10 protein-coding genes are annotated in these 20,074 nt (G+C 71.8%); 7 read left to right on the top strand and 3 right to left on the bottom strand.

Translation table 11 applies throughout. The features are described 5' to 3' along the window. Window positions 1-8: 8 nt before the first annotated feature. Window positions 9-1,097, bottom strand: coding sequence for a hypothetical protein (locus ACWEVP_RS21525; RefSeq protein ID WP_452064338.1), 1,089 nt, complete (start codon window positions 1,095-1,097; stop codon window positions 9-11). 279 nt (window positions 1,098-1,376) lie between these two features. Between ACWEVP_RS21525 and ACWEVP_RS21520 the strand changes: the two genes are divergently transcribed. The 7 genes from ACWEVP_RS21520 (at window position 1,377) to ACWEVP_RS21490 (ending at window position 17,236) form a co-directional block, all read left to right on the top strand. Continuing rightward, window positions 1,377-4,511: a BTAD domain-containing putative transcriptional regulator gene (locus tag ACWEVP_RS21520; RefSeq protein ID WP_452064337.1), complete on the top strand. Its 3,135-nt coding sequence runs from the start codon at window positions 1,377-1,379 to the stop codon at window positions 4,509-4,511. A 101-nt stretch (window positions 4,512-4,612) separates the two neighbouring features. After that, complete coding sequence (locus tag ACWEVP_RS21515) at window positions 4,613-5,431, top strand: alpha/beta fold hydrolase (protein ID WP_452064336.1); 819 nt, start codon at window positions 4,613-4,615, stop codon at window positions 5,429-5,431. Window positions 5,432-6,023: 592 nt separating this feature from the next. Further along, window positions 6,024-7,085 carry a hypothetical protein gene (locus tag ACWEVP_RS21510; RefSeq protein WP_452064335.1) on the top strand — a complete coding sequence of 354 codons (1,062 nt, stop codon included), beginning with the start codon at window positions 6,024-6,026 and terminating at the stop codon, window positions 7,083-7,085. 76 nt (window positions 7,086-7,161) lie between these two features. Beyond that, window positions 7,162-8,004: a carbon-nitrogen hydrolase family protein gene (locus ACWEVP_RS21505; protein WP_452064334.1), complete on the top strand. Its 843-nt coding sequence runs from the start codon at window positions 7,162-7,164 to the stop codon at window positions 8,002-8,004. A gap of 134 nt (window positions 8,005-8,138) precedes the next feature. Beyond that, entirely contained in the window at window positions 8,139-12,053 is a 3,915-nt protein-coding gene (locus ACWEVP_RS21500) for a hypothetical protein (protein WP_452064333.1), read from the top strand. A gap of 5 nt (window positions 12,054-12,058) precedes the next feature. Next, on the top strand, window positions 12,059-14,368 hold the full coding sequence (locus tag ACWEVP_RS21495; protein ID WP_452064332.1) for a hypothetical protein: 2,310 nt from the start codon (window positions 12,059-12,061) through the stop codon (window positions 14,366-14,368). A 66-nt stretch (window positions 14,369-14,434) separates the two neighbouring features. Continuing rightward, complete coding sequence (locus ACWEVP_RS21490; RefSeq protein ID WP_452064331.1) at window positions 14,435-17,236, top strand: helix-turn-helix transcriptional regulator; 2,802 nt, start codon at window positions 14,435-14,437, stop codon at window positions 17,234-17,236. A gap of 21 nt (window positions 17,237-17,257) precedes the next feature. Here the strand turns inward: ACWEVP_RS21490 and ACWEVP_RS21485 are convergent, their stop codons facing one another. After that, complete coding sequence (locus tag ACWEVP_RS21485) at window positions 17,258-18,577, bottom strand: hypothetical protein (RefSeq protein WP_452064330.1); 1,320 nt, start codon at window positions 18,575-18,577, stop codon at window positions 17,258-17,260. Continuing rightward, entirely contained in the window at window positions 18,574-20,073 is a 1,500-nt protein-coding gene (locus tag ACWEVP_RS21480; protein WP_452064329.1) for a PrsW family intramembrane metalloprotease, read from the bottom strand. Before ACWEVP_RS21480 ends, ACWEVP_RS21485 begins: the two co-directional genes overlap by 4 nt. Between the last annotated feature and the right edge of the window lies 1 nt (window position 20,074).

Raw genomic sequence — 20,074 nt, 5'->3', positions numbered from 1 at the left:
ATGTTCGTTCAGGCGTATCGGGTCGGCCGGGGAAACGGGGCGGCCATCGAGGCGGCGAGCACCGCTTCGAAGCCGGGCGGCGGTGGACCCGCCGCCGGGATCGGCTCGCCGCGCACGGCTTGGCACAGGGAGTACTGCGCGAACGTGACGAAGGTGTGCGCTTCCGGGCCAGGATCGCGGAGGTGCCGCAACGCGGTGCGGTACCGCTCGGCGAGTTCCGTGTCCTTGACGAGGTGGAGCAGCGGGTCGTCGCCGGCGGGCAGCCTCGCCTCGCGCGTGAAGCTCGTCAGCCGGCGCAGCATGAACGCCGCGACGGTTTCGCCGGTGAGCTGGTCGGTGATCTCCTGAACGTCGTCCGGGTCGTAGACGTCGATCGCGTGGACGTTCCCGTTCATGGCGGCGGCCCGGGGCACGAAGACGTCACAGCGCACTCCGAGTTCGCCGGCGATCACGGGGACGGCGTCGGCGGGGGTTCCCCACACCGCGGCGACTTGCGTGCGCCGCCACCAGCGGTCGCGGGGCGGATCGACCCGGTCGACGATCTTCCGGCGGTCGACCGCGACGCCGGGCAGGGTGCTCAGCCACTCCGCCAGGGTCCGGGCGTCCACGTCGATCCGCTCGGCTCCCCGGACGATCTCGTCCGCCGTGCGGATCTCCAGCTCGACCCCGGCGGGCTCGGCGAGCTTCACGTGTTCGAGGACGGCGATCGACCGCAGCGCACCGGTTCGCGTCGCCCCGGACAGCCGTTTGACGAGCACCCGCGCCGGGTTCTCGCCCGGGTCCAGCTCGACCCACCGTGCGCTGGAACGCAGGCTCCAGGGCACGGCGACCGACAGCACCAGACCGAGGGCGGCGAGGATGCCGCCGAGCACCAGAGCGGTGTGCCCCATCGTGGTCCACCCGAAGAAGACGGCGACCACGGGCAGGACCACGAAGGCGAGCAGCGGGCCGGCCACCGCGAACGGGATGGCCAGGCTGCCGGCCCACGTCGTGGCCAGCAGGCGCGTGACGCGCGGTACGAACACCAGCCGCACGGTTCCGGACGACGTCGTCACCGCCGGGCGCAGCTCCTCGGGAACGGCTGAGGAAACGTCCACCGGCATCTCCCTCGATCGGGGCCCCGGCTTGTCAGGCTACCTCGCCACGGCGCTCGCGGGCGGTGGCCGGCTTTCTCTTGCCCAGGAAGGGCACAGCCGTAGGGGAGTGAGTGGCCGTGCGGTCGGGTGGCCAAGCCTCGCTCGCTTACGCTCGGCATCCCGCTTACGACCTTGAAAATCGACTTCGCAGGAGGCTCAAGCGCCGGGCACTGTGAGCGCTTTCGCGGTGATAGATTCCGGAAGTCCGCCGGTCGGATCGATCCGGGGAGTCAGAAGGCGTTGGCCCAGCCGCCCGCTCCGCTGCGTGCCCGGATCCGTCTGCGGATCCTGGGCCGGGTCCGCCTGTGGCGTGACGGCGCCGAGCTCGCCGTGGGGCCTCGCCAGCAGGCTGTTCTGCTGGCCGTGCTGCTCGCCCGGGTGGGACAGCCGGTCAGCCGGGCGGAGCTGATCGATCTGCTCTGGGGCCAGGAAGCCCCGGCCAGCGCGCTCAACGTGATCCACAAGTACGTCGGCTCGCTGCGCCGGCTCCTCGAACCGGGCCTCACCGTCCGGGACGCGGGGTCGTACCTCCAGCGGCGCGGCGACGGTTACCTGTTCGACCCCGGAACCGGTGAGCTGGACCTGGTCACGTTCCGCCGCCTCGTCGAGGCGGGACGCACCGCGGCTGCCGGCGGACAGCAGGAAGCGGCGCTCGACCGGTTCGCGGAAGCGCTTGCACTGTGGCGGGGACCGGCCGCCGACGGCTTCGACCGGGTGCCCGTCTTCGTCGCCCTCGACCGTGAGTTCTTCGACGCGTGCCTGGCGGCTTCGGACCTGGCGGTCCGCCGGGGCCGGCCGGAGCGCGTCCTGGCGGCGCTGCGCCTGGCCGCGTCGATGGCACCGCTGGACGAAGCGGTGCACGCGGCGCTCATCATGGGGCTGGCCGCGGGCGGGCACCGGGCGGAGGCTCTCGCCGTCTTCCGGACCATCCGGGCCCGGCTCGGCGAGGAGCTCGGCATCGATCCCGGAGCGGTGCTGCGCACGGCCCAACGGCGTGCGCTGACCCAGACCCTTCCCACGGCGGCCGCCGACGACGGCGGCCGAAGCGCCCGCGCCGGCCTGGTCGGGCGGACCGGAGAGCTGGCCGTGCTGAGGGAGTCCCTGACGGCGGCGCTCGCGGGCGGTACCGGAATCGTGGTGATCGAGGGCGAGCCCGGCGTGGGCAAGACGCGCCTGCTGCGAGAAGCGGCGGCCGAGTCGGAGCGCCGGGGCGCACTCGTGGTGTGGGGTTCGTGCCTGGAGGGTGCGGGAACGCCGTCGATGTGGCCGTGGCTGGAAGTGGTCCGGGTGCTCCTCGAGAGCCTCCCCGCTGCCACGCGCAAGCCCTGGCTCGACGGTGAGCTGGGCCGCCTGATCGAGTCGGGCGATGGCGGAACCGGTGGCCGGCCGCTGCCGGAGAGCGGCACCCAGTTCCGCCTTTTCGAGCAGGTGGTCGCCCTGGTCCGGGAGGTGGCGCTACGACATCCGGTGCAGATCGTCATCGATGACCTGCACTGGGCCGACGCCGCCTCGTTGCAGCTCCTCGGGCACGTGGTCGCCCGGCCGCCCGACCGTACGGTGATCGTCGTCGTTCTCCGCGATCGCGCCCCGGCACCCACCGCGGCGCTGTCGCGGACGCTGGGGGCGGTCAGCCGGCTGCCGGGGCACCGTCGCCTCCGGCTCCGGACGTTCACCGTCGACGAGGTGGCGGAACTGCTCCACCGCGAGTCCGGGCGGGATCCCGGTGGGGCGGCCGCCGAGATCCACGCCCGCACTTCGGGCAACGCCTACCTCGTGCTGGAGCTGTCGCGACGTCTCGACGGCGTCTCGTCCTCCGCCGGGACCGTCCCGGCCACGGTCCGCGACGTGGTCAGGACCCGGACGGCCGACCTGGGGGAGACGGCGCTCGATCTGCTGGAGATAGCGGCGCTCATCGGGCGGCAGTTCGGGCTGCGCCTGCTGGCCGCCGCGCTGGAGCTCGACGTCCAGGCCTGCCTCGACCTGCTCGAGCCCCTCGGCTCGCTGGGTCTGGTCGAGCCGGTCGCGAATGATCCGTACCCCTTCCGTTTCTCCCACGACCTCGTCCGGGAAGCCGTGGTGGCAGGCCTTCCGGTGGCGCGCACGGCCGCCCTGCACCTCCGGATCGCGGACGCGATCGAACGCGGTGGTGGCGCCGGCGAATGGGTGGCCGAGCAGCTCGCGTACCACCTCTGGGCAGCCGGCCCCCTCGCCGACCCGGTCCGCACGGCGACCGCGCTCGTGCGCGCCGGCCGGCACGCGGTGACCAAGTTCGCCTTCGAAGCCGCCGAGCGGCACCTGCAGGGGGCGGCCCGCCTCGCCCGCGAGGCCGGTCAGGCGGAACTCGAGCTGTCCGCGGTGTCGCTGCTGGCCACGGTGTTCTGGAGCCAGCACGACTTCGTCCGCTCGTACGTCGAGATCCTGGACCGCGCCGGGCACCTCGCCGAGGACCTCGGCCGGACGACCCAGGCCACCGAGTTCCTGCTGCTCCGCCTGGCTCTGGCCACCAGCGGCGTCCGGCCCGAGCGCGCTCGGCTCGCGCGCCGGCTGTTCGAGCAGGGCGAGGCGGCCACGGATCCGGCGCTGCGCTCGTTCGGAGCCGCGGCATGGGGGATCCACCAGTGGGAGCTCGGCGACATCACCCAGTCGTTGCGGTACCTGCGGGAAAGCAGCAGGGTGCCGCTCGACGCCGTTCCCGCTCCGGAGCGGGACCAGCTGCCCCGTGAGGTGGTGACGATCCGCCCGCTGGTGCAAGCCGTGGTGGAAACCATGCACGACGAGCCGGCCGCGGCCCGCGCGCTGCTCGACGAGCAGGAAGCCGGCGCGGGCGAGGATCCGCAGTCGATCGCTGTCTGGGCCCACTTCTCGGCCATGGCGGCGGCCATGGCCGGCGACCTCGACCGGGCGACGCGAGCCGCGCGGCGGTGGATCGCCGCGGACCCCGGGCACGTCTTCCTCTCCGTCGACTCGTACCTGAGAATCACGTGGTGCTGGGCGCGAGCCCTGACCGGCCACGCTCCGGCGGCAGCCGCGGCCGAGGCCGAGCAGGTCCTGGTCACGACGCTGCTCGACCCGCCGCGGTTCGGCATCGCGTTCCACTACGGGCTGATCGTCGAGATGTTCCTCGCCGCGGGAATGACCGAACAGGCGCGTGCGGCCCTCGAGCGGGCGGAGTGGTTCCTCGACGCGCACGGCCAGCGGTACGCGGAAGGGCTGCTTCTGTTGTTGCGGGCACGATTGCTCCGTGCCGCCGGCGAACCCGACGTGGTCGTCCGAGCGGCGGCCGAGAAGGCCATAGCCCTGTCGGCCGACCGCGGTGCCCACCTCTTCGCGCGCCGGACCGAAGAATTCCTGGCCGGGCCGGCGGCACGTTGTTGACGCGCAGTGGACGGCCAGTGGATCGCTCGCGGTGGTCGCTCACAAAGAATCGTGTCGGCTCTCGTTGGATGCGGGTGGACCGCAACAGAGAGGAACGACGGATGCCTTTCATCACCACCTCCGACGGCGTGGACATCTTCTACAAGGACTGGGGTACGGGCCGGCCGATCGTCTTCAGCCACGGGTGGCCGCTGTCGGCCGACGACTGGGACGCCCAGATGATCTACTTCCTGCACCGGGGCTACCGGGTGATCGCGCACGACCGGCGTGGCCACGCCCGGTCGTCACAGGTCGGCACCGGCAACGACATGGAGCACTGGGTCGCCGACCTGGCGGCGTTGACCGAGCACCTCGATCTGCGCGACGCCGTGCACATCGGGCACTCGACCGGCGGCGGCGAAGTCGCGCGATACGTCGCCCGGTACGAGGACCGCGTGGCAAAGGCGGTGCTGGTCGCCTCGCTGACGCCGAACCTCGTGCAGACCGAGGACAACCCGGCCGGGCAGCCGCCGGAGTGGTTCGACGCGGTGCAGGCGGGAATCGTGGGCAACCGGGCGGAATTCTACCGAGAGGTACCGGAAGGCCCGTTCTACGGCTACAACCGGCCGGGCGCGGTGCCCTCGGAGGCCGTCATCGCGAACTGGTGGCGGCAGGGCATGGCCGGCAGCATCCAAGCCTCCTACGAGACGGTGTTCTCGTGGAAGGAGGACTACACCGCGGACCTCGAGCGGATCACGGTACCGGTCCTGGTCATGCACGGTGAGGACGACCAGATCGTGCCGTTCGGCAGTTCCGTGCCGCGGGCGGTCGAGCACCTGAAGAACGGAACGCTCAAGACGTACGCGGGGTACCCGCACGGCATGCTGACCACGCACGCCGACGTCCTCAACCCGGACCTGCTCGCGTTCATCGAATCCTGACCCGAAGACAACGGAAACGGCCCGTGACCGCTTTTGGTCACGGGCCGCTCCACGCATCCGACGGGTCCGCTCGTCGATTCGGCGGTGGCGTGCCGTGTGGGTGTGTGGATCCAAGCGCATGCATCGACTTCTTTTAGTGCCACGGGAGACCGCCAGCGCGCTTTCCCTTTGAAAAACAACTTGAAACGCCACGACGGCTCCCCGTGCGTCCGGTCGGCAGGATTTCGCCGAGTCTACGTCGACATTCCGGCTCGGGGGAGTTTTGGACGGAAACCGTCCTGTCGGGGCGGACCTTCGCGCGGGTCACTTCGCGGGGCAAGTTGCCATTGTCGGGATTCGATGAACGGTACCGGCTGTCAATTCGAAGGTCGACCGCCTCGGTTGCGGCGACGTCGAATTCGACGGCTTCGCTGTAGCCGGTCAGCCGGTCACCGCAAGCCCGGAATGCCTCGTATGGTCACCGGAGTCGGAAATCGGGGAAGTGTCGCGTCGACCGGATTCGTGTTTTCGGGCCATCCTCGGTGCGTTCCGCCGCGCCAGGCCCGGTACGATTTCGCGGCTGGGCAGAAGCGCCGACTGGGGACGAAGAATCATGGACATCGCTTCCGGCGCGGACAGAGTCCGCGTTTACGAACCCGCGTCACACGTGCCGTCGGGGGCTGAGGCGCTCTTCGCCGGGTACATCCGCCGGCTGACCAGGACCACCGTCCTTCGCACGGGACTCAGCTGCGCGCTCGTCTGCTTCGGCCTGCTGCTCGCGGTGACCGAAAAGCGGGGGAGCGGGCTGCCGTACTTCTACTTGACGGTCTTCGGCGCCACCCTCGCGATGTGGTGCTATGTCCTGAACCTGTACCAGCGGGTCCGCCGGCTCTTCGGGGAGCCGTACCACCGGCTGGACGTCGCCCCGGACGGCTTGCTCGTGAAAGGGTCCCGGGTATCCGTGCGGCTGCCGGACGGCCGGTGGCTGCGGACCCGGCTCCACGACGGGCAGCGGGCGCAGCTGGCCGGCGAGCGCCGGTTGTGGGTGCTCGGCACCGGCCGGCGGGTGTTCGTCCGGCTGCCGGGCGCGATGTGGCTGCGGGCCGGACGGATCGGGGACAAGACGGTGGCCGGCGCGACGCCCGCGGAGCCGGTCTCGCGCCACCCGACGCCGCCGCGTCGTGACCCGGTGCTCGCCGCGCACCGGGCGTTCCAGATCCGGCGGACACTCGGGGCCGCGGTGACCTTCCTGGTGCTGGGTGCGGCCGGTTTCGTCTTCATGTCGACGGTGTCGTTCGATCCCGGCAGCCTCGCCGGCGCGCCCGCGATGGGCGGCGTCGCCGGTGGCAGCGCGGTGTTCGTGTTGCTGGGGCTTCTGTTGCTCGTCGGCGTGCTGCGGATCCGCCGCCCGAGCACCGAGGACACCTGGGTTGAGCTGCGGGTAGCGCTCGACACGCAGTTCGTGCCGGGCACCCGCGGGGCGACCCGGCTGACTGGCTGGGCGCTGCACCCCGATGGCCGGCAGACGCGGTTCCGGCTCGTGGCCGACGTTTCGCTGGCCACGAACGTCGCGACGACCGGGCAGCTGTGGCTGCAGGGCTACCCGCGGCCGGGCAAGCCGGCGAAAGCGGGCCTCCCGGGTTATCCCTGCGTAGGCGGGTTCCGTCTGATCTGAGCGCGGCTCGGTTCCACCGTGGGGTTCGCCAGGGCCTCACCGAACTCTGGACGGGACACAACGCCGAGGTGGCCGAATGAATCAGACGCTGAAGTTGGCGGTCGCGCAGAGCACGGTGCCCGGGGATCCGGCGGATCGGGACGCTCTTCGGGCCAGCGGAGCCGAGATCCGTGCTCTCATGCGGGAGGCGAGTGCCGCGGGCGCCCGGCTGGTGCAGTTCCCGGAGGGCGCGATCACCTATCCCAGTAAGCACGCGGTGTCCAGTGGCGGCGTGGGGGAGCCTGCCGAGGCGGATTGGTCGCGTCCCGCATGGGATGTCATGCGGGAAGAGGCCGAGGCCGTCGCGAATCTCGCGGGTGAGCTCGGCGTCTGGACGGTGTTCGGCTCGATCCACCGGTTGTCCGGGGCGAACCGTCCGCACAACAGCCTGTACGTGGTTTCCGATCGAGGTGAGCTGGTCGGCCGCTATGACAAGCGGTACCCGTCGCACACCGAGATCAGCTACCTGTACACGCCGGGGGTGGCGCCGCTGGTGTTCGAGGTCGACGGCTTCCGGTTCGGCTGCGTGCTCTGCATCGAGGTCAACTTCCCGGAACTGTTCGCCGAGTACGAACGTCTGGACGTCGACTGCGTGCTGGCGTCGGTGATGGTCGACGACGCGCCGAGTTCGGTCCCGGCCCAGTTCAGCGCGACGGCTCCGGCCGGCATCGTCGGGCCCGGCGGTCGGTGGATCGGACGTTGTCACGGGGACGGGCGGCCTGGCCTCGCCGTCGCGGAACTCGATCGCGGCGCGCCGGAGGCCGACATCGACGTGGCCATCCGGCTCGCGCGGCCCTGGCGCCGGACGGTGGGAGCAAGTCTCTACGAACACCGCGTGGTGCGCGGTGACCCACGAAGCGACACCCGCACCGCGTTCTGAGGTGTTGCTTCGACCGACGACGCCTGAGGGGCCACCCGGAAAGGCGGGTTTTCTGTAGGGATTTCCCGGACGTTCCGCGTCGCCCGCGGTCCTAGCGTCGACGAGGTCGTCAACCTCGGGACAGGGAGTGGGAAATGACCGCGAGCACGATCCGGACCCGGCCGGAAAACGGACGCCGGCAGCACCACGACTACGTGGTCGCCCGCATGGACACCTTCGGCAACTCGCAGCGGCCGATCCCGGCGCGGGTCACCATGGTCGAGGGCGCGGGCGAAGCCCAGCTCTTCGTGGACCAGCTGCCCATCCCGCGCGACGCCTGGAGCTACGACGAGCACGACCGCGTCCTGCTCTGGCAGGGCGCTTACGGGGGCGGCCACCTGCGGCTGAGCCACGACGGCTCGGGCGCGCACGGCACCATCGGTCCCGAAGCCGACCTCTGCTCGGTGACCGCCGGTGCGCACGCCCGCTTCACCTGCGACGTCGCGCTCGACTGCGGGGCCACCTACGAGACGTCCGGCGGTGCGGCCATCGGCCTGCTCTGGGACCCGAAGTCGCCGGCCTGGACCTCCGCCCGCTGGGTCGGCAACCGGCTCTCGCTGACCTACACCGTCACCCCCGGCGGCCCGCTCGCTCCGCCGTCGTTCACCTTCCGGTTCGAGGACACCGAAACCGGTGCGCTCCCGTGGGAGCCGGACGCCTTCGCCGCCGGCATCCAGCTGGGGCAGCGCGACGGCGCCGCTGTGTGGCAGCTGAGCTTCAAGTCCTCGGTCGCCCCGATCCAGGACAAGGGCTCCCGCCGGCCCACGGGGCCGGACAGCGTGTACCCCTGGTGGCTGCAAGCGGTGGAGGACTCGGCGGCGCTGGGCATCACCGGTGTCCTGGAAATCGACGGCGCGGCCCCCAAGGGCACGCTCGTGGGCTTCCGCGGTGTGCGCGCCGCGCCGGTGCTCACCGGGTACTACCGGACGAGCGCCGAGGCGGCCCCGTTCGGCGTCTTCGACGGCCGGCTGGTCATCGGCGGGGAGGCCGTTCCCGGTTCCGCCGTGGTCGGCGACCGGGTGGTGTGGCAGGACCTCGACCCGGCGCACCAGCGCCGAACCGGCCTGCCCGCCGCCGGAAGCCTCGGCGTCGACGACGCGGTCCGGTTGAACACCGAGGACGCGCTGGCCGCGATCTCCCGGCACCGGGACACGCACCCCGAACTGCACCGCAAGTCCGTCGAGCTGGCCGGCGCGCTCGCCGCCGGTTCCGTCGACATCTACGGCCTGCTCGCCATGACGCCGTTCGGCAAGGACGAGAACGGTGGCTGGGGCGACGTGGTGCAGGCCGCGGTGACCGAGGACCTGGGCACCATCATGAACAGCACCATCCCCGGCGACCTCTGGGGCCGGCTGTTCCCCGGCGTCCCCCAGCCGGCCCTCACCGGGTCGCTCGCCGAGGTCGCCGGAAGCGCGGTCAGCGGCGTTCCCGAACCGGCGAAGTGGTACGAGTCGCTCGCGACGGCCGTGCTGACCCACGGCCTGGCGCAAGGCTCGGAAGACCACTGCCGGTACCTGAACGGCCCGCGGGCCGAGACCTGGCTGAAGACCCAGGTGGCCACGTCGCCGGTCTACCACGCCCACGGGCAGCGGCTGTTCGGCCTCGCGTGGCAGAAGCACTGCCCGACGACCGCCGACTACCTGGCCGACCAGATCTCGAACGCCAAGTCCCACGAGGCCACGATCGATGCCGCCGTGCAGGCCGACATCGCCGACATCGAGGCCAACGTCGTGACCGACCCCGCCGCCACCGAAGACCTCAAGGCCAAGCTCGTCGCCGACGTCCGCGACGCCGCGCAGTACGCGAAGACCAACAACCTGTACTGGGCGTTCGCCTTCTACACCTACAACGTGGCGCCCGGGATCCTCGCCAACATCTCCCTGCAGATGTCGGTGAACACCGGGTCGGCCGACGGCACCGGCCTGTCCCGGCTGTTCCAGCAGAACGTGGCCGTGCTGACCGCGCTGGACCCGTCGGGGTTCTTCGCCCAGCGCTACGTCGGGACGATCAACACCTTCCTGGCCACGAACATCCTGCCGGGTATGTTCGGCTTCCTCGCCGAGGCCACGAGCTTCGACCTCGTCAAGGAGTACCTGCAGGCGTTCGTGGACGGCAACCTGGCCAACGAGGACGCCGACATCGCCGAAGCCGCCAAGTCGATCGGCGCCATCCTGCAGCAGGAGAACGCCGACCGGATGCTGCACGACTCGATCGACGCGCTGCTGGCGATCTCCGGCACGGTGCAGGACACCCTGGCGCTGCCCTTCATCGCCAACGAGTGGCTCACGTGGTTCACCGGAAAGTTCCCGAAGCTGGCCAAGGTGGGGAGCGTGTTCGGGTCGCTCCTGATCGGCGGGATCAGCATGCTGGCCGTGTTCAACCTCTTGAGCGCGTTCAAGAGCTGGGACGAGCTGAGCAAGCTCCAGCGCGCGACCCTCGTCATCAACACCGTTCAGGTCGGACTGCAGATCGTCTCGGCGGTGCTCAAGCGCGGTGTCCGCATCTACGCGATCTTCAACGTGAACGGGATGACGGCAGCCCAGCGGATCGCGGCCGTGCAGAACATCGTCGTGGAGGGCCGGACCGCGCAGCTGGACCAAGGGCTGCTCAAGATCGGGAACTCGACCGCGCGCTGGATCGGGGACCTCGAGGGCACCGTCGGCAAGCTGGCCACCAGCGGAGACGCCAGCGTCGCCGCGGTCATCGTCACCGAGGCGACGGCGACGGCCGAAGAAGCTTCCTTGGTGTCGAAAGTGTTCGGCGCGAACCTCGACGAGTTCGTCGCGACCCGGATCGGGCCGGTCTTCATCCTGGCCGGGATCGCCGTGAGCATCGCGCACCTGGCGGAAGGGGAGACGGGACTCGCCCTCGTCTCGGACGTTCTGAACATCGTCAGCGGCTCGTTGATGCTGTTCGCCATGGTGGGCGAGTGGCTGGTCGCCGGGGGAGTGATCGCGGCCGGCGGAGTCCTGGCGACGATCTTCGCGATCGCCGGCCCGCTGGCGATCCTCGCCGCGGCCGCCGGTGTCGGCCTGATGCTCTACGAGCTGTTCAAGAAGGTGCCCGACGAGATCGAGAACTTCGTCAACGACTACGCCGCGCGCGCCGGATTCCGGGTCGAGGACGAGAAGCTGAGCCTGGATTACGCCGTCCCGTACCGGAACCCGGACCGGAAATCGCTGCTGATGGTCGGGAGCACCCTCACCGTGGACGGCTACGTGATGCAGGCGAACCCCGACGGCTCGGTCGGCTTCGGCAGCGGCACCGCCCTGCCGGACTGCGTGTGGCAGGTGACCACCGACGCCTTCGGGCTGAGCACGGTCTTCACCGTGCTGCGGCCGGATCCGGCGAAGCCGCCGGTCCTGCGCTACCTGAGCCTCATGACCGACCGGACGGTCTCGTTCCGGCCGAAGCAGCCCGGCAAGCCCGGCGGCTCGTCCGTGGTCACCCAGACCTGGCTCGGCCTGCCCCGGGGGCGTGCCCAGCTGACCGGCGACCGGAAGTTCCTCGTCTCGTTCGACCTGAAGTTCGCCGCGGTGGTGTCCGACGGCGACGGGCACTACCACCCCGTCTACGACCAGGGGCCCCTGTACCTCGCGCGCACCGAGAAGGGGCTCGTGGCGTCCGACCAGCCCATGCCGCCGATCATCATCGTCCCGGAACCGGGTTCGATCTTCACGCTCACCATGTCGGGCATGGCGCCCGACTTCATGACCATGCCCGACCTGAGCTTCCCCCTCGGCAGCACGCCTTCGACGGCGCAGAGGTTCGGGCCGGGGTTCGCGGTCCTGCCGAGCACGCCGCTGAAGTTCCGGCACGGCGGCGACCCGCTGCCGGCCTTCCTCGGCTTCGACGAGCGGACCGGGACCATCAGCCCCAACGGCAAGGAGGCGGCCGAGCAGTCCCGGAGCCGCAGCAGCATCACGGCTTCGAACGCCTGCGGGGGCACGTCGGCTTCCTTCGCCGTCGTCGTCGCGAAGCCTGGCTCCGCGCTCACCCCGGCCGGCTGACCACCATGCCTTCCTACCGGGAGTTCCACACACGGTTCGTCGGGTTCGTCACCGCGCCGCGGCCGGAGCCGGCACCCGCGGTGCTGCCGAACCTCCGGCTGCTGCTGGATTCGCTGCCGTGCTACGGCTGCCCCGACGCCGAGTCGGCCCACCGCGGCGCGGTGAGCGCGGTGCTGCAGTCCGCCATGAGCAACGAAAAGATCGCGCCCCGGCCGGCCGGCAACGGCTCGGGCTACCACATCACGTACTCCTACGAAGGCCCGTTCGCCGGCTACGCGGACGCGTTCTTCCCGAACCGGACGGTGACCGCCGCGTCGGCGGCGGTCACCACCGCGGTGCGGCAAGCCAGGCCCGCGCTCGACCAGCAGTGGTGGCAGGCGTACGCGCTGGCCGTGCTCACCGACGCCGCCCGGCAGGCCGCGGCGATCCCGCTCGACACGGGAAAGCTCGCCGCGGACCTGGCGGCCCTGCACACCCAGTTCGTCCCGGCGCTGACGGCGAGCTACCTGGCGGCCCTGCGAACCGCGTACGAGCCGACCGCGTCCGCGTTGCGCGCCCTGACCGCCGCCGGGCAGCTCGGCGACGCCCGCGCCCAGCTCGGCCGCCTGCTGGCCGACGACACGTTCGTCGCGAACCTCAACGGCGCCATCGGAGTGGGCGGCGACAGCACGAACGCCTCGGTGTGGTTCCTGTACCACCTGTGGCTCGTCCTCAAGGCCCTGGCTTGCCCGGACGTCGACGCCGAGATCGGGGTGTTGCGGGCCCGCGGGCTCATCGTGCCCGGCCAGGTCGCCGAGCGGAGCTGGTGGAACGGCGGCTACGCCACCTGGTACCGGCCGCTGTCCGGGGCGGACGTCCGGCAGGCGGCGGCCGGCACGCTGACCGCCGGCCTGCCCGAGTCCGTGCTGAGCTCCTTCGCGGCCAAGCCGCCGATGCCCCCGGAGCGCAGCCACGAGGGGGTGACGAACGGCTACTCCCTCAGCCTGTGCCTGTGGGGCCCGCTCAACCGGTACCGGCCGGAGCCGAGCAGCTGCCTCGGCGCCGGCACCGGCGTGCTGATGGCCGACGGCTCGGTGCGGCCGATCGAAGACGTCCGGATCGGGGACGAGGTGCGGTCCGGCGCCGGGATCGGGACGGTCGTGCTGGCCGAGCGCCCGGCCCGGGGCGGCCGGGCGCTGTACTCGGTGAACGGGCTGAACGTGTTCGCGACCGCGGGGCACCCCTTCCGCTCGGCGGAGGGGCCGTTGCGGCGCGCGGTCGATCCGTGGAACCTCGTGGACGCCGTGCCGACGATGATCGCCGACGGCGTCGGCTCGCTGGCCGCCGGAAGCCGGCTCACCGCCTTCGGAGGAGAGCCGCTGACCATCCGGGAGCTGACCGCACACGAGCCGGACCCGGCCGTGCCGGACGAGGTGGTGTACGACCTGGTCGTCGCCACCGGGGACCGCGGGCACGCCGCCTACTGCGTCGGTGGTCCCGACGCGTTCGTCGTCGTCGACGCCGAGTCGGCCGATCCCTTCCACGACACCGCGGCCACCCTCGCCGTGGTCGCCGCGATGGACGTCGCGCTGGAGGCCGTCCGGGAGCGGGTCGCCGATCCGCACGCCGACCTGCTCGACGTCCTGGGGACCCTCGACCTTTCGGGAATCGGTGAAGCGGCCGGCGACGGTGCCGAGCGCCCGGAGATCCCCGGCCCGCAGTACTACCTGCGCGAGGGCGAATGGGACCCGTGTGCCTCCGCGCTCGAAACGGACCTCGTCCGCCGGTGCGGCCGCGTGTTCCGCCGCCACTGCGCGACCGGCCGGCGCGCGGACGCGGATCCGGACGGTCCGCTCGTCGTGTGCCTGCACGACGTCGAACTGCTGGGCGACCTCCCGGCGGTGACCGCGCTGGACATCGAGTTGTGCGTTCGCGGGGACACCACCGAGGACGTGGTCCGGCGGGTGACGGTGCCCGCCGCGCGGAAGCGGCCGGGCTGGTACTTCGCGCCGGACACCGACGTCGACTTCGGGCCCCTGCCGCCCTCGGCCCTCCTGCTCGGCACGCTCTACGCCGGGGAGGAGCCGCTCGGCCGGTTCGGGATGCCGCTGTCCGGACCGGGCCCCGGCGAGCAGTTCGTGTTCGGCGGCGACGGAACGGTGATCGGCCGGGTCGCGGCCGGGCGGCACGCGCCCGGCCCGGCGGCGGGTGCCGGCAGGGCCACGGCGTGGGCCACGGCGGTGGCCGCGGGGCGGCACGTCGGCGAACTGCTGGCGGCTCGGGTCCGTCTCCCGTCGATGATTTCGACGGTCCGGTCCGGACATCCCGGCTGCTAGGCTGGAAAACCAAGCCCTGGCCACGAAACGCGTGGGCCGAGTGGCGCGGAGCGGAGCGGTTCCCCGGTGCCGGAGCTCGTCGAACGGGACGCCGAAACGAGCGCCCTGGAGAAGTCGCTGGATCGCCTCGGCGCCGGTCAGGGTGGGGTGGTGGTCCTCGACGGCGGCGCGGGCGCCGGGAAAACCGCGCTGCTGAAGCACGTTCGCCGGCTGGCCGCGGACCGCGGGTGCACCGTGCTGTCCGCGCGTGCCGCGGAACTCGAGCGGGAGTTCGCGTTCGGGGTGGTGCGTCAGCTCTTCGAACCCGTGCTGCCCGCGGCGGACCCCGACCGGGCCCGGTTGTTCAGCGGCGCGGCCGGCAGCACCGAAGGCTTGTTCGGCGCCGCGGACCGCCCGGTGGCACCGGGTTCACTGTTCGCGGTGCTGAACGGGTTGTACTGGCTGCTGGTGAACCTGGCCGAGGATGCCGCGCCGGTCGTGCTGGTCGACGACGTGCACTGGGCCGACCTGCCTTCCCTGCGGTTCCTGGGCTTCCTGGCCCGCCGGCTCGATGCGTTCGCCGCGCTGGTCGTGGTCACGACGCGCACCGCCGAGCAGGACGAAGAAGGGCCGGCCGACGACCTGCTCACCGCGGACGACCTGACCCTGTTGCGCCCCGGGAACCTGAGCGGCGCGGCGGTCGCGGAACTGGTCCGCCGCGAGCTGGGCCCGGACGCGCACGACGAGTTCTGCGCCGCGTGCCACACACTCACCGGGGGGAACCCGCTGTTCGTGCGGGAGCTGCTGCGCGTCCTGGCGACCGACGGCGTCCGGCCCACCGCCGACCGGGCCGCCGCGGTCGCCGCGGCCGGGCCCGACGCGATCCGGTGGCACGTGACGGCCCGGTTGCGCCGGCAGCCGCCGCCGGTGCGGGCGGTGGCCAGGGCCGTCGCGGTGCTGGGCGACGACGCGGCGCTCGCCGAAGTGGCCGAACAGGCGGCGGTGCCGGCGCCCGAGGTGCTCGCCGCCGCGCGCCGGCTGACCCACGAAGGGATCTTCGACCGGGCCGACCCGCCGGCCTTCGTCCACGCGGTCGTGCGCGATGTCGCACTCGCGCTCGTCCCGGCGCCGGAACTGGGCCCGGACCACGAACGGGCGGCGCGAGTGCTGCTCCGAGCGGGCAAGCCGATCACCCGCGTCGCCGCCCACCTGCTGCGGACCACGCCGGCCGGCGTGCCCGACCGCGTCGGGCTGCTGGCTTCGGCGGCCGAGCAGGCCTTCCGGCACGGCTCGCCCGAGAACGCGGCGATCTTCCTCGACCGTGCGCGCGCCGAACCACCGCCCCGGGCGCTGCGCGCGGAGGTGAGCCGGCAGCTGGGCAACTGCCGAGCCCACCACCTGGCCCTCGCCGACGCCGACGGCCACCTCCGGGAAGCGCTGGCCCTGGCGGAAAGCGGCCGGCAACGGGCCTTGTGCGCGTACAGCCTGGCCCGGTTCCGCAACGCCTGCGGAGAACCCCGCGAGGCGGTCCAGTTGCTCGTGCGGGCCCTGGATGAGCTGGCCGGCGTCGACGACCCGGGATTGGTGGTGGAAATCGAGGCGGAGCTGATCGGGATGGCCCGCGCCGACCTGGCCGGGCGCCCGGAACTGGTGCGCCGGCTGGAGTCCTTCGGCGGCCGCCCCGGCCGGCCGCAGGCGGTCCTGGACTCGCAGCACGCTCTGGAGGCGGTGCTCGCCGGGCGCCCGGTGGGCGAGGCTGTCGCCCTGGCGCGCTCCGCGCTGGCGGGCGACGTGCTCACCCCCGAGCGGTGCGGGCTCTGGGCGGCCGTGCACACCCTGGTGGTGACCGATCACCTCGACGAGGCCGACCAGCGGATGCAGCGGGCGCTGGACACCGCGGTGGAGCGTGGGCTGCTGCTGCCGATGGGGATCGTCCGCGGCTACCTCGCCCGGATCGCGTTCCTGCGGGGTGATCTGGCGCAGGCGGGGGAGCACCTCGAGCTCGGCACGGCGGCCGCGCCGTCGCCGAACGTCGGGTTGCCGCTGCTGGAAGCGACCACGATCGACGTGCACCTCGAGCACGAACGCACGCCGGAGGCCGCGTCGGTGCTCGGCAAGGGCGTGCTCGGCGACGACCGGCGGCCGCATTCGTCGGCGCACCTGTGGTTGCTGGGGGCCCGGAGCCGGCTCCGCCTCGCTCAGGGAGACCACGTCCGCGCGCTGGAGGACGCCGAGTCGTGCCGGCGGTCGTACGAGCAGTGGGGGCCCGGGGAGCTGTGGGACGTACCGTGGCGGCTGCTGGCGGCGCGAGCCCAGCTCGCGTCCGCCCGACCCGCCGAAGCGTCGAAGCTGATCGGTGAGCAACTCCGGTTGGCTCGTGCCTTCGCGGTGCCTCGTCACATCGCGGTCGCCTTGCGCGCGGCGGCGCGGCTTCCCGATGCGGTGGACGCACGCCGGCACCTGGAGGAAGCGGTCGATCTGCTCAGCGCCGGCCCGGGCCGGTTGGAGCTGGCTCACACCTTGGCGGATCTCGGCGAGCTGTCCATGCGCGCCGGTGACCGGAGCGCGGCCCGCGTCACGACCCGGCGCGCGGCCGAACTGGCGTTGGAGTGCCGCGCACAGGCGCTGGCCGACCGGCTGACTGCCGGCCTGACCGCGAACGGCGGTCGTCCACCTCGCCTGCGGGTCACCGGCGTGGGCGCGCTGACGCCGTCGGAGCGGCGAGTCGCCCGGCTGGCCGCCGAGGCGTTGACCAACCGGCAGATCGCGGAGCGGCTGTACGTCACCGAGAAGACGGTCGAGGCGCATTTGAGCCGGGTGTTCCGGAAGCTCGGAGTGCGCTCCCGTACCCAGCTGGTCGGCCGCCTGAGCTCGGCACCTCTTCCCTGAGCACACCCGGTACCGCACCGGTCACGGCACATACGGTTCGTAGGCGGCTTCGAACATCACCTCGTGAGCGTGATTGCTGTGCCGGTATTCCAGCTGGTAGATCTCCGGGTCGTTCTGCTCTTCGATGATGCGGGTGCGGCTGTACCCGCGCAGGTACGCGGTGAACTGGTAAGTGCGCCACTCGTGGAGCGGCTTGTGCCCGAAGACGTATTCGGCTTGCTTACCCCTGGTGCCCGGCTGCGGGTGGGGGATCCAGTCCGTCGTGTAGCCGGGATCCCCCTTCTTGAGCCGCTTGCCCGTGTCGCGGTGGTATCGGACTATCCGGCCGTACCGGTCACGTTCCGGGGGAATCGTCTTGGTGGGATCGAGGGCGCAGACGAACTCGTTCTTCGCGTTGCGACTCGCGTTCGCGAAGATCTGGTGCTGGACGAAGGACCGGAGCGGCACTCTGCGGTAGGTCGGGGGAAAGACTTCCTCGATCCAGGACACCCAGGTCTTCGTCTCCGAGTCGTACCGCTTCCAGGTATTCTCGAGCTTCTTCACGGTGGCTCGAGAGCGGATTGCCTTGAAGCTGCCCAAAAAGAACTCGCCAGGAGCGTTGTAGCCGGCGGGCCGGGTGGGCGTTGCCGGACCCGTGGCGAGACCGGCGGGACCTCCCAGGGGACTGCGCAGCCCTGCGAGCCGGATCAGGGCCGCGGCCAGCTCGTCCCGCAGTCTCGTGCTGGTTTCCGGTGCGCGGGCGATCCGGTCGGCGAGATCGGTCATCCGGGTGGCCAGGACGGCGACCTCCGCGGCGGCGGGCGCGCCGACGGCGGTCTCGGCCGCGCCGACGGCCGCGGCCGCGAAGTCCGCGATGACTCCCGCCGCGTACCGGATACCGGCTTCGTCCTCGGCGAGCAGTTCGGTCAAGCGTCGGGCGATGGCGAACTCGGGGTACGGCCCAGAAGTGGCCGGCGTGGCCGCCGGCTCCCTGGTCCTCGTGTCTCCCGGCGGGCCGTCCCCGCTGCCCCGGTCCGAGCCTTCGCCGGACGCGCCGCCTTCCCCAGCAGCCTCACCGAGGCTGTCCTGGTGGGTCCGCAGATCCGCGGCGGGCTGGGCACCCTTCAGGCTCCCGGCGACCTGCGCGCCGACCGCTGCCGCCGTCCCGAGCGCTGCGCCTCCGAGGACCACGGCGGCGCCGACCACAGTGGACTGACCGCCGCACGGATCGGCCGAAGCCTCAGCACCGGCCTGCAACGACTCGGTGCAGTCCGCGGACGCTTCCCCTTCCGACAGCAGCAGGAGCACGGCCATCCAGGCGACCACGGCCAGCACACGCAACAGTGCCGCCACACGAGTCATGCCGGCGTCCTCTCCGGAGTTCCGATCAGGGCCTGCGGCGGATGGGCCTTCAGGTTCAGCACGAGCGAACGCAGCTGGGCCTCGTCCGGCGCGTCTTCGTCGACCTCGTCGCGGGACCGGTGCCACAACTGCATTCCCAGTGCGAGCTGCGCCGCGTGCAGCCTGCCGAGGTAGCGGTACGACGCGAGCCCGCCGTGGCGCGCGGCGGCGAGGACCTTCACCTTGAACCGGCGCTTAGGCGTCATCAGGATCGGTACCTCGCCCACGCCGACCGAGCCCGTTCCTCGTCCCGCCTCCGCCTCGAGTTCCCGGGTCAACGCGGCCGCCTGGTCGCGCAGGCCGCGCCGGAGCAACACGACGTAGATCGCCACGAACGGCCCTTGCAGCAGAAACAGGGTCACCGGCTGCAGCACCAGCGACTGCAGCTGCGGGCTCGGGGCGAACCACGCGGTCTCCAGCCCGTTGAGGTAAGGCAGTGTCGCGTCGGTGAGGAAGTGCCCCGCCACGGCGACCAGGTATCCGATCGCGACGACCCGGCGCCGTCGCCGGCTGTTCGCGAGCTGCCGCGCCAGACCGATCGTGGCGCCGAGGATGGCCGAGAAGGCGACGTGTGACGTCATCATCGACACCGTCTGCCTCGTCCAGAACTCGAACTCGGGCGCGCCCTGGCCCATGTACTCGACGGTCTCGGCCATGTTGAAACCGAGCCCCACCACCGCGCCGAGGACGAGACCGGACACCAGCCCGTCGATCCAGCGGCGGCACAGCAGCACGAGGATCACGATGCCCGCGCCCTTGGCCAGCTCTTCGAAGATCGCGGCGTCCAGCGAAAGCCCGGTCCTGGTCAGCTGCTGCGCGTCCTGCAGCTGCCGCAGCGGCGACCGGTCACCGCCGAGTCCGGGGTGCTGCGTCAGCTCCACCAGCTTGCTGTCGTAGACGAACGCCTGCGCGGCGTCCTTGAACAGGGCGTTCATCAGGCCGCTCATCCCGGTCGCGAAGATCGCGCCCCAGGTGAACCCCAGCAGCACCAACCACGCCGGCATCCGGTTGTGCCGTTGCAGCCGATACGTCGACCACACCGCGAACGCGGTGCTCGGGACGCACACCAGCCAGTACGCCGGGTGTTCCCCCACGAGGGCCACCGGGGTGATCACGAACGGAGCGAGCAGCACACCGGCCGCCGCAAGCTTCCCGCGCCGCAGAACACGCTGCCGCACAACGAAGTCCACGCCCTGCCGGAGGCGCACGAGCACCGCCACCAGCAGCGCGGCCGCGACCGGCCAGCTGATCACCACCGCCGACAGCTGCGTCCGCGCCGAGGCCTTGAACGACTCGGTCCAGCCACGGGCCTCGGCCACGCCGACCCAATCCGGCTTCAGCGCGTCGAGCAGCACCCACAGGCCCACCGCCCCCGACAGCACCGCCGCGACGACCAAGACGGCCGTCGCCCGCGGTGTTCTCGGCACGACCTCCACGCCGGCCATCGGACTCGCCATC

It is taken from the genome of Amycolatopsis sp. NPDC003865, assembly GCF_053605345.1.
The sequence above is the reverse complement of the archived record's forward strand: the minus strand, read 5'-3'. Positions and strand labels throughout refer to the sequence as shown.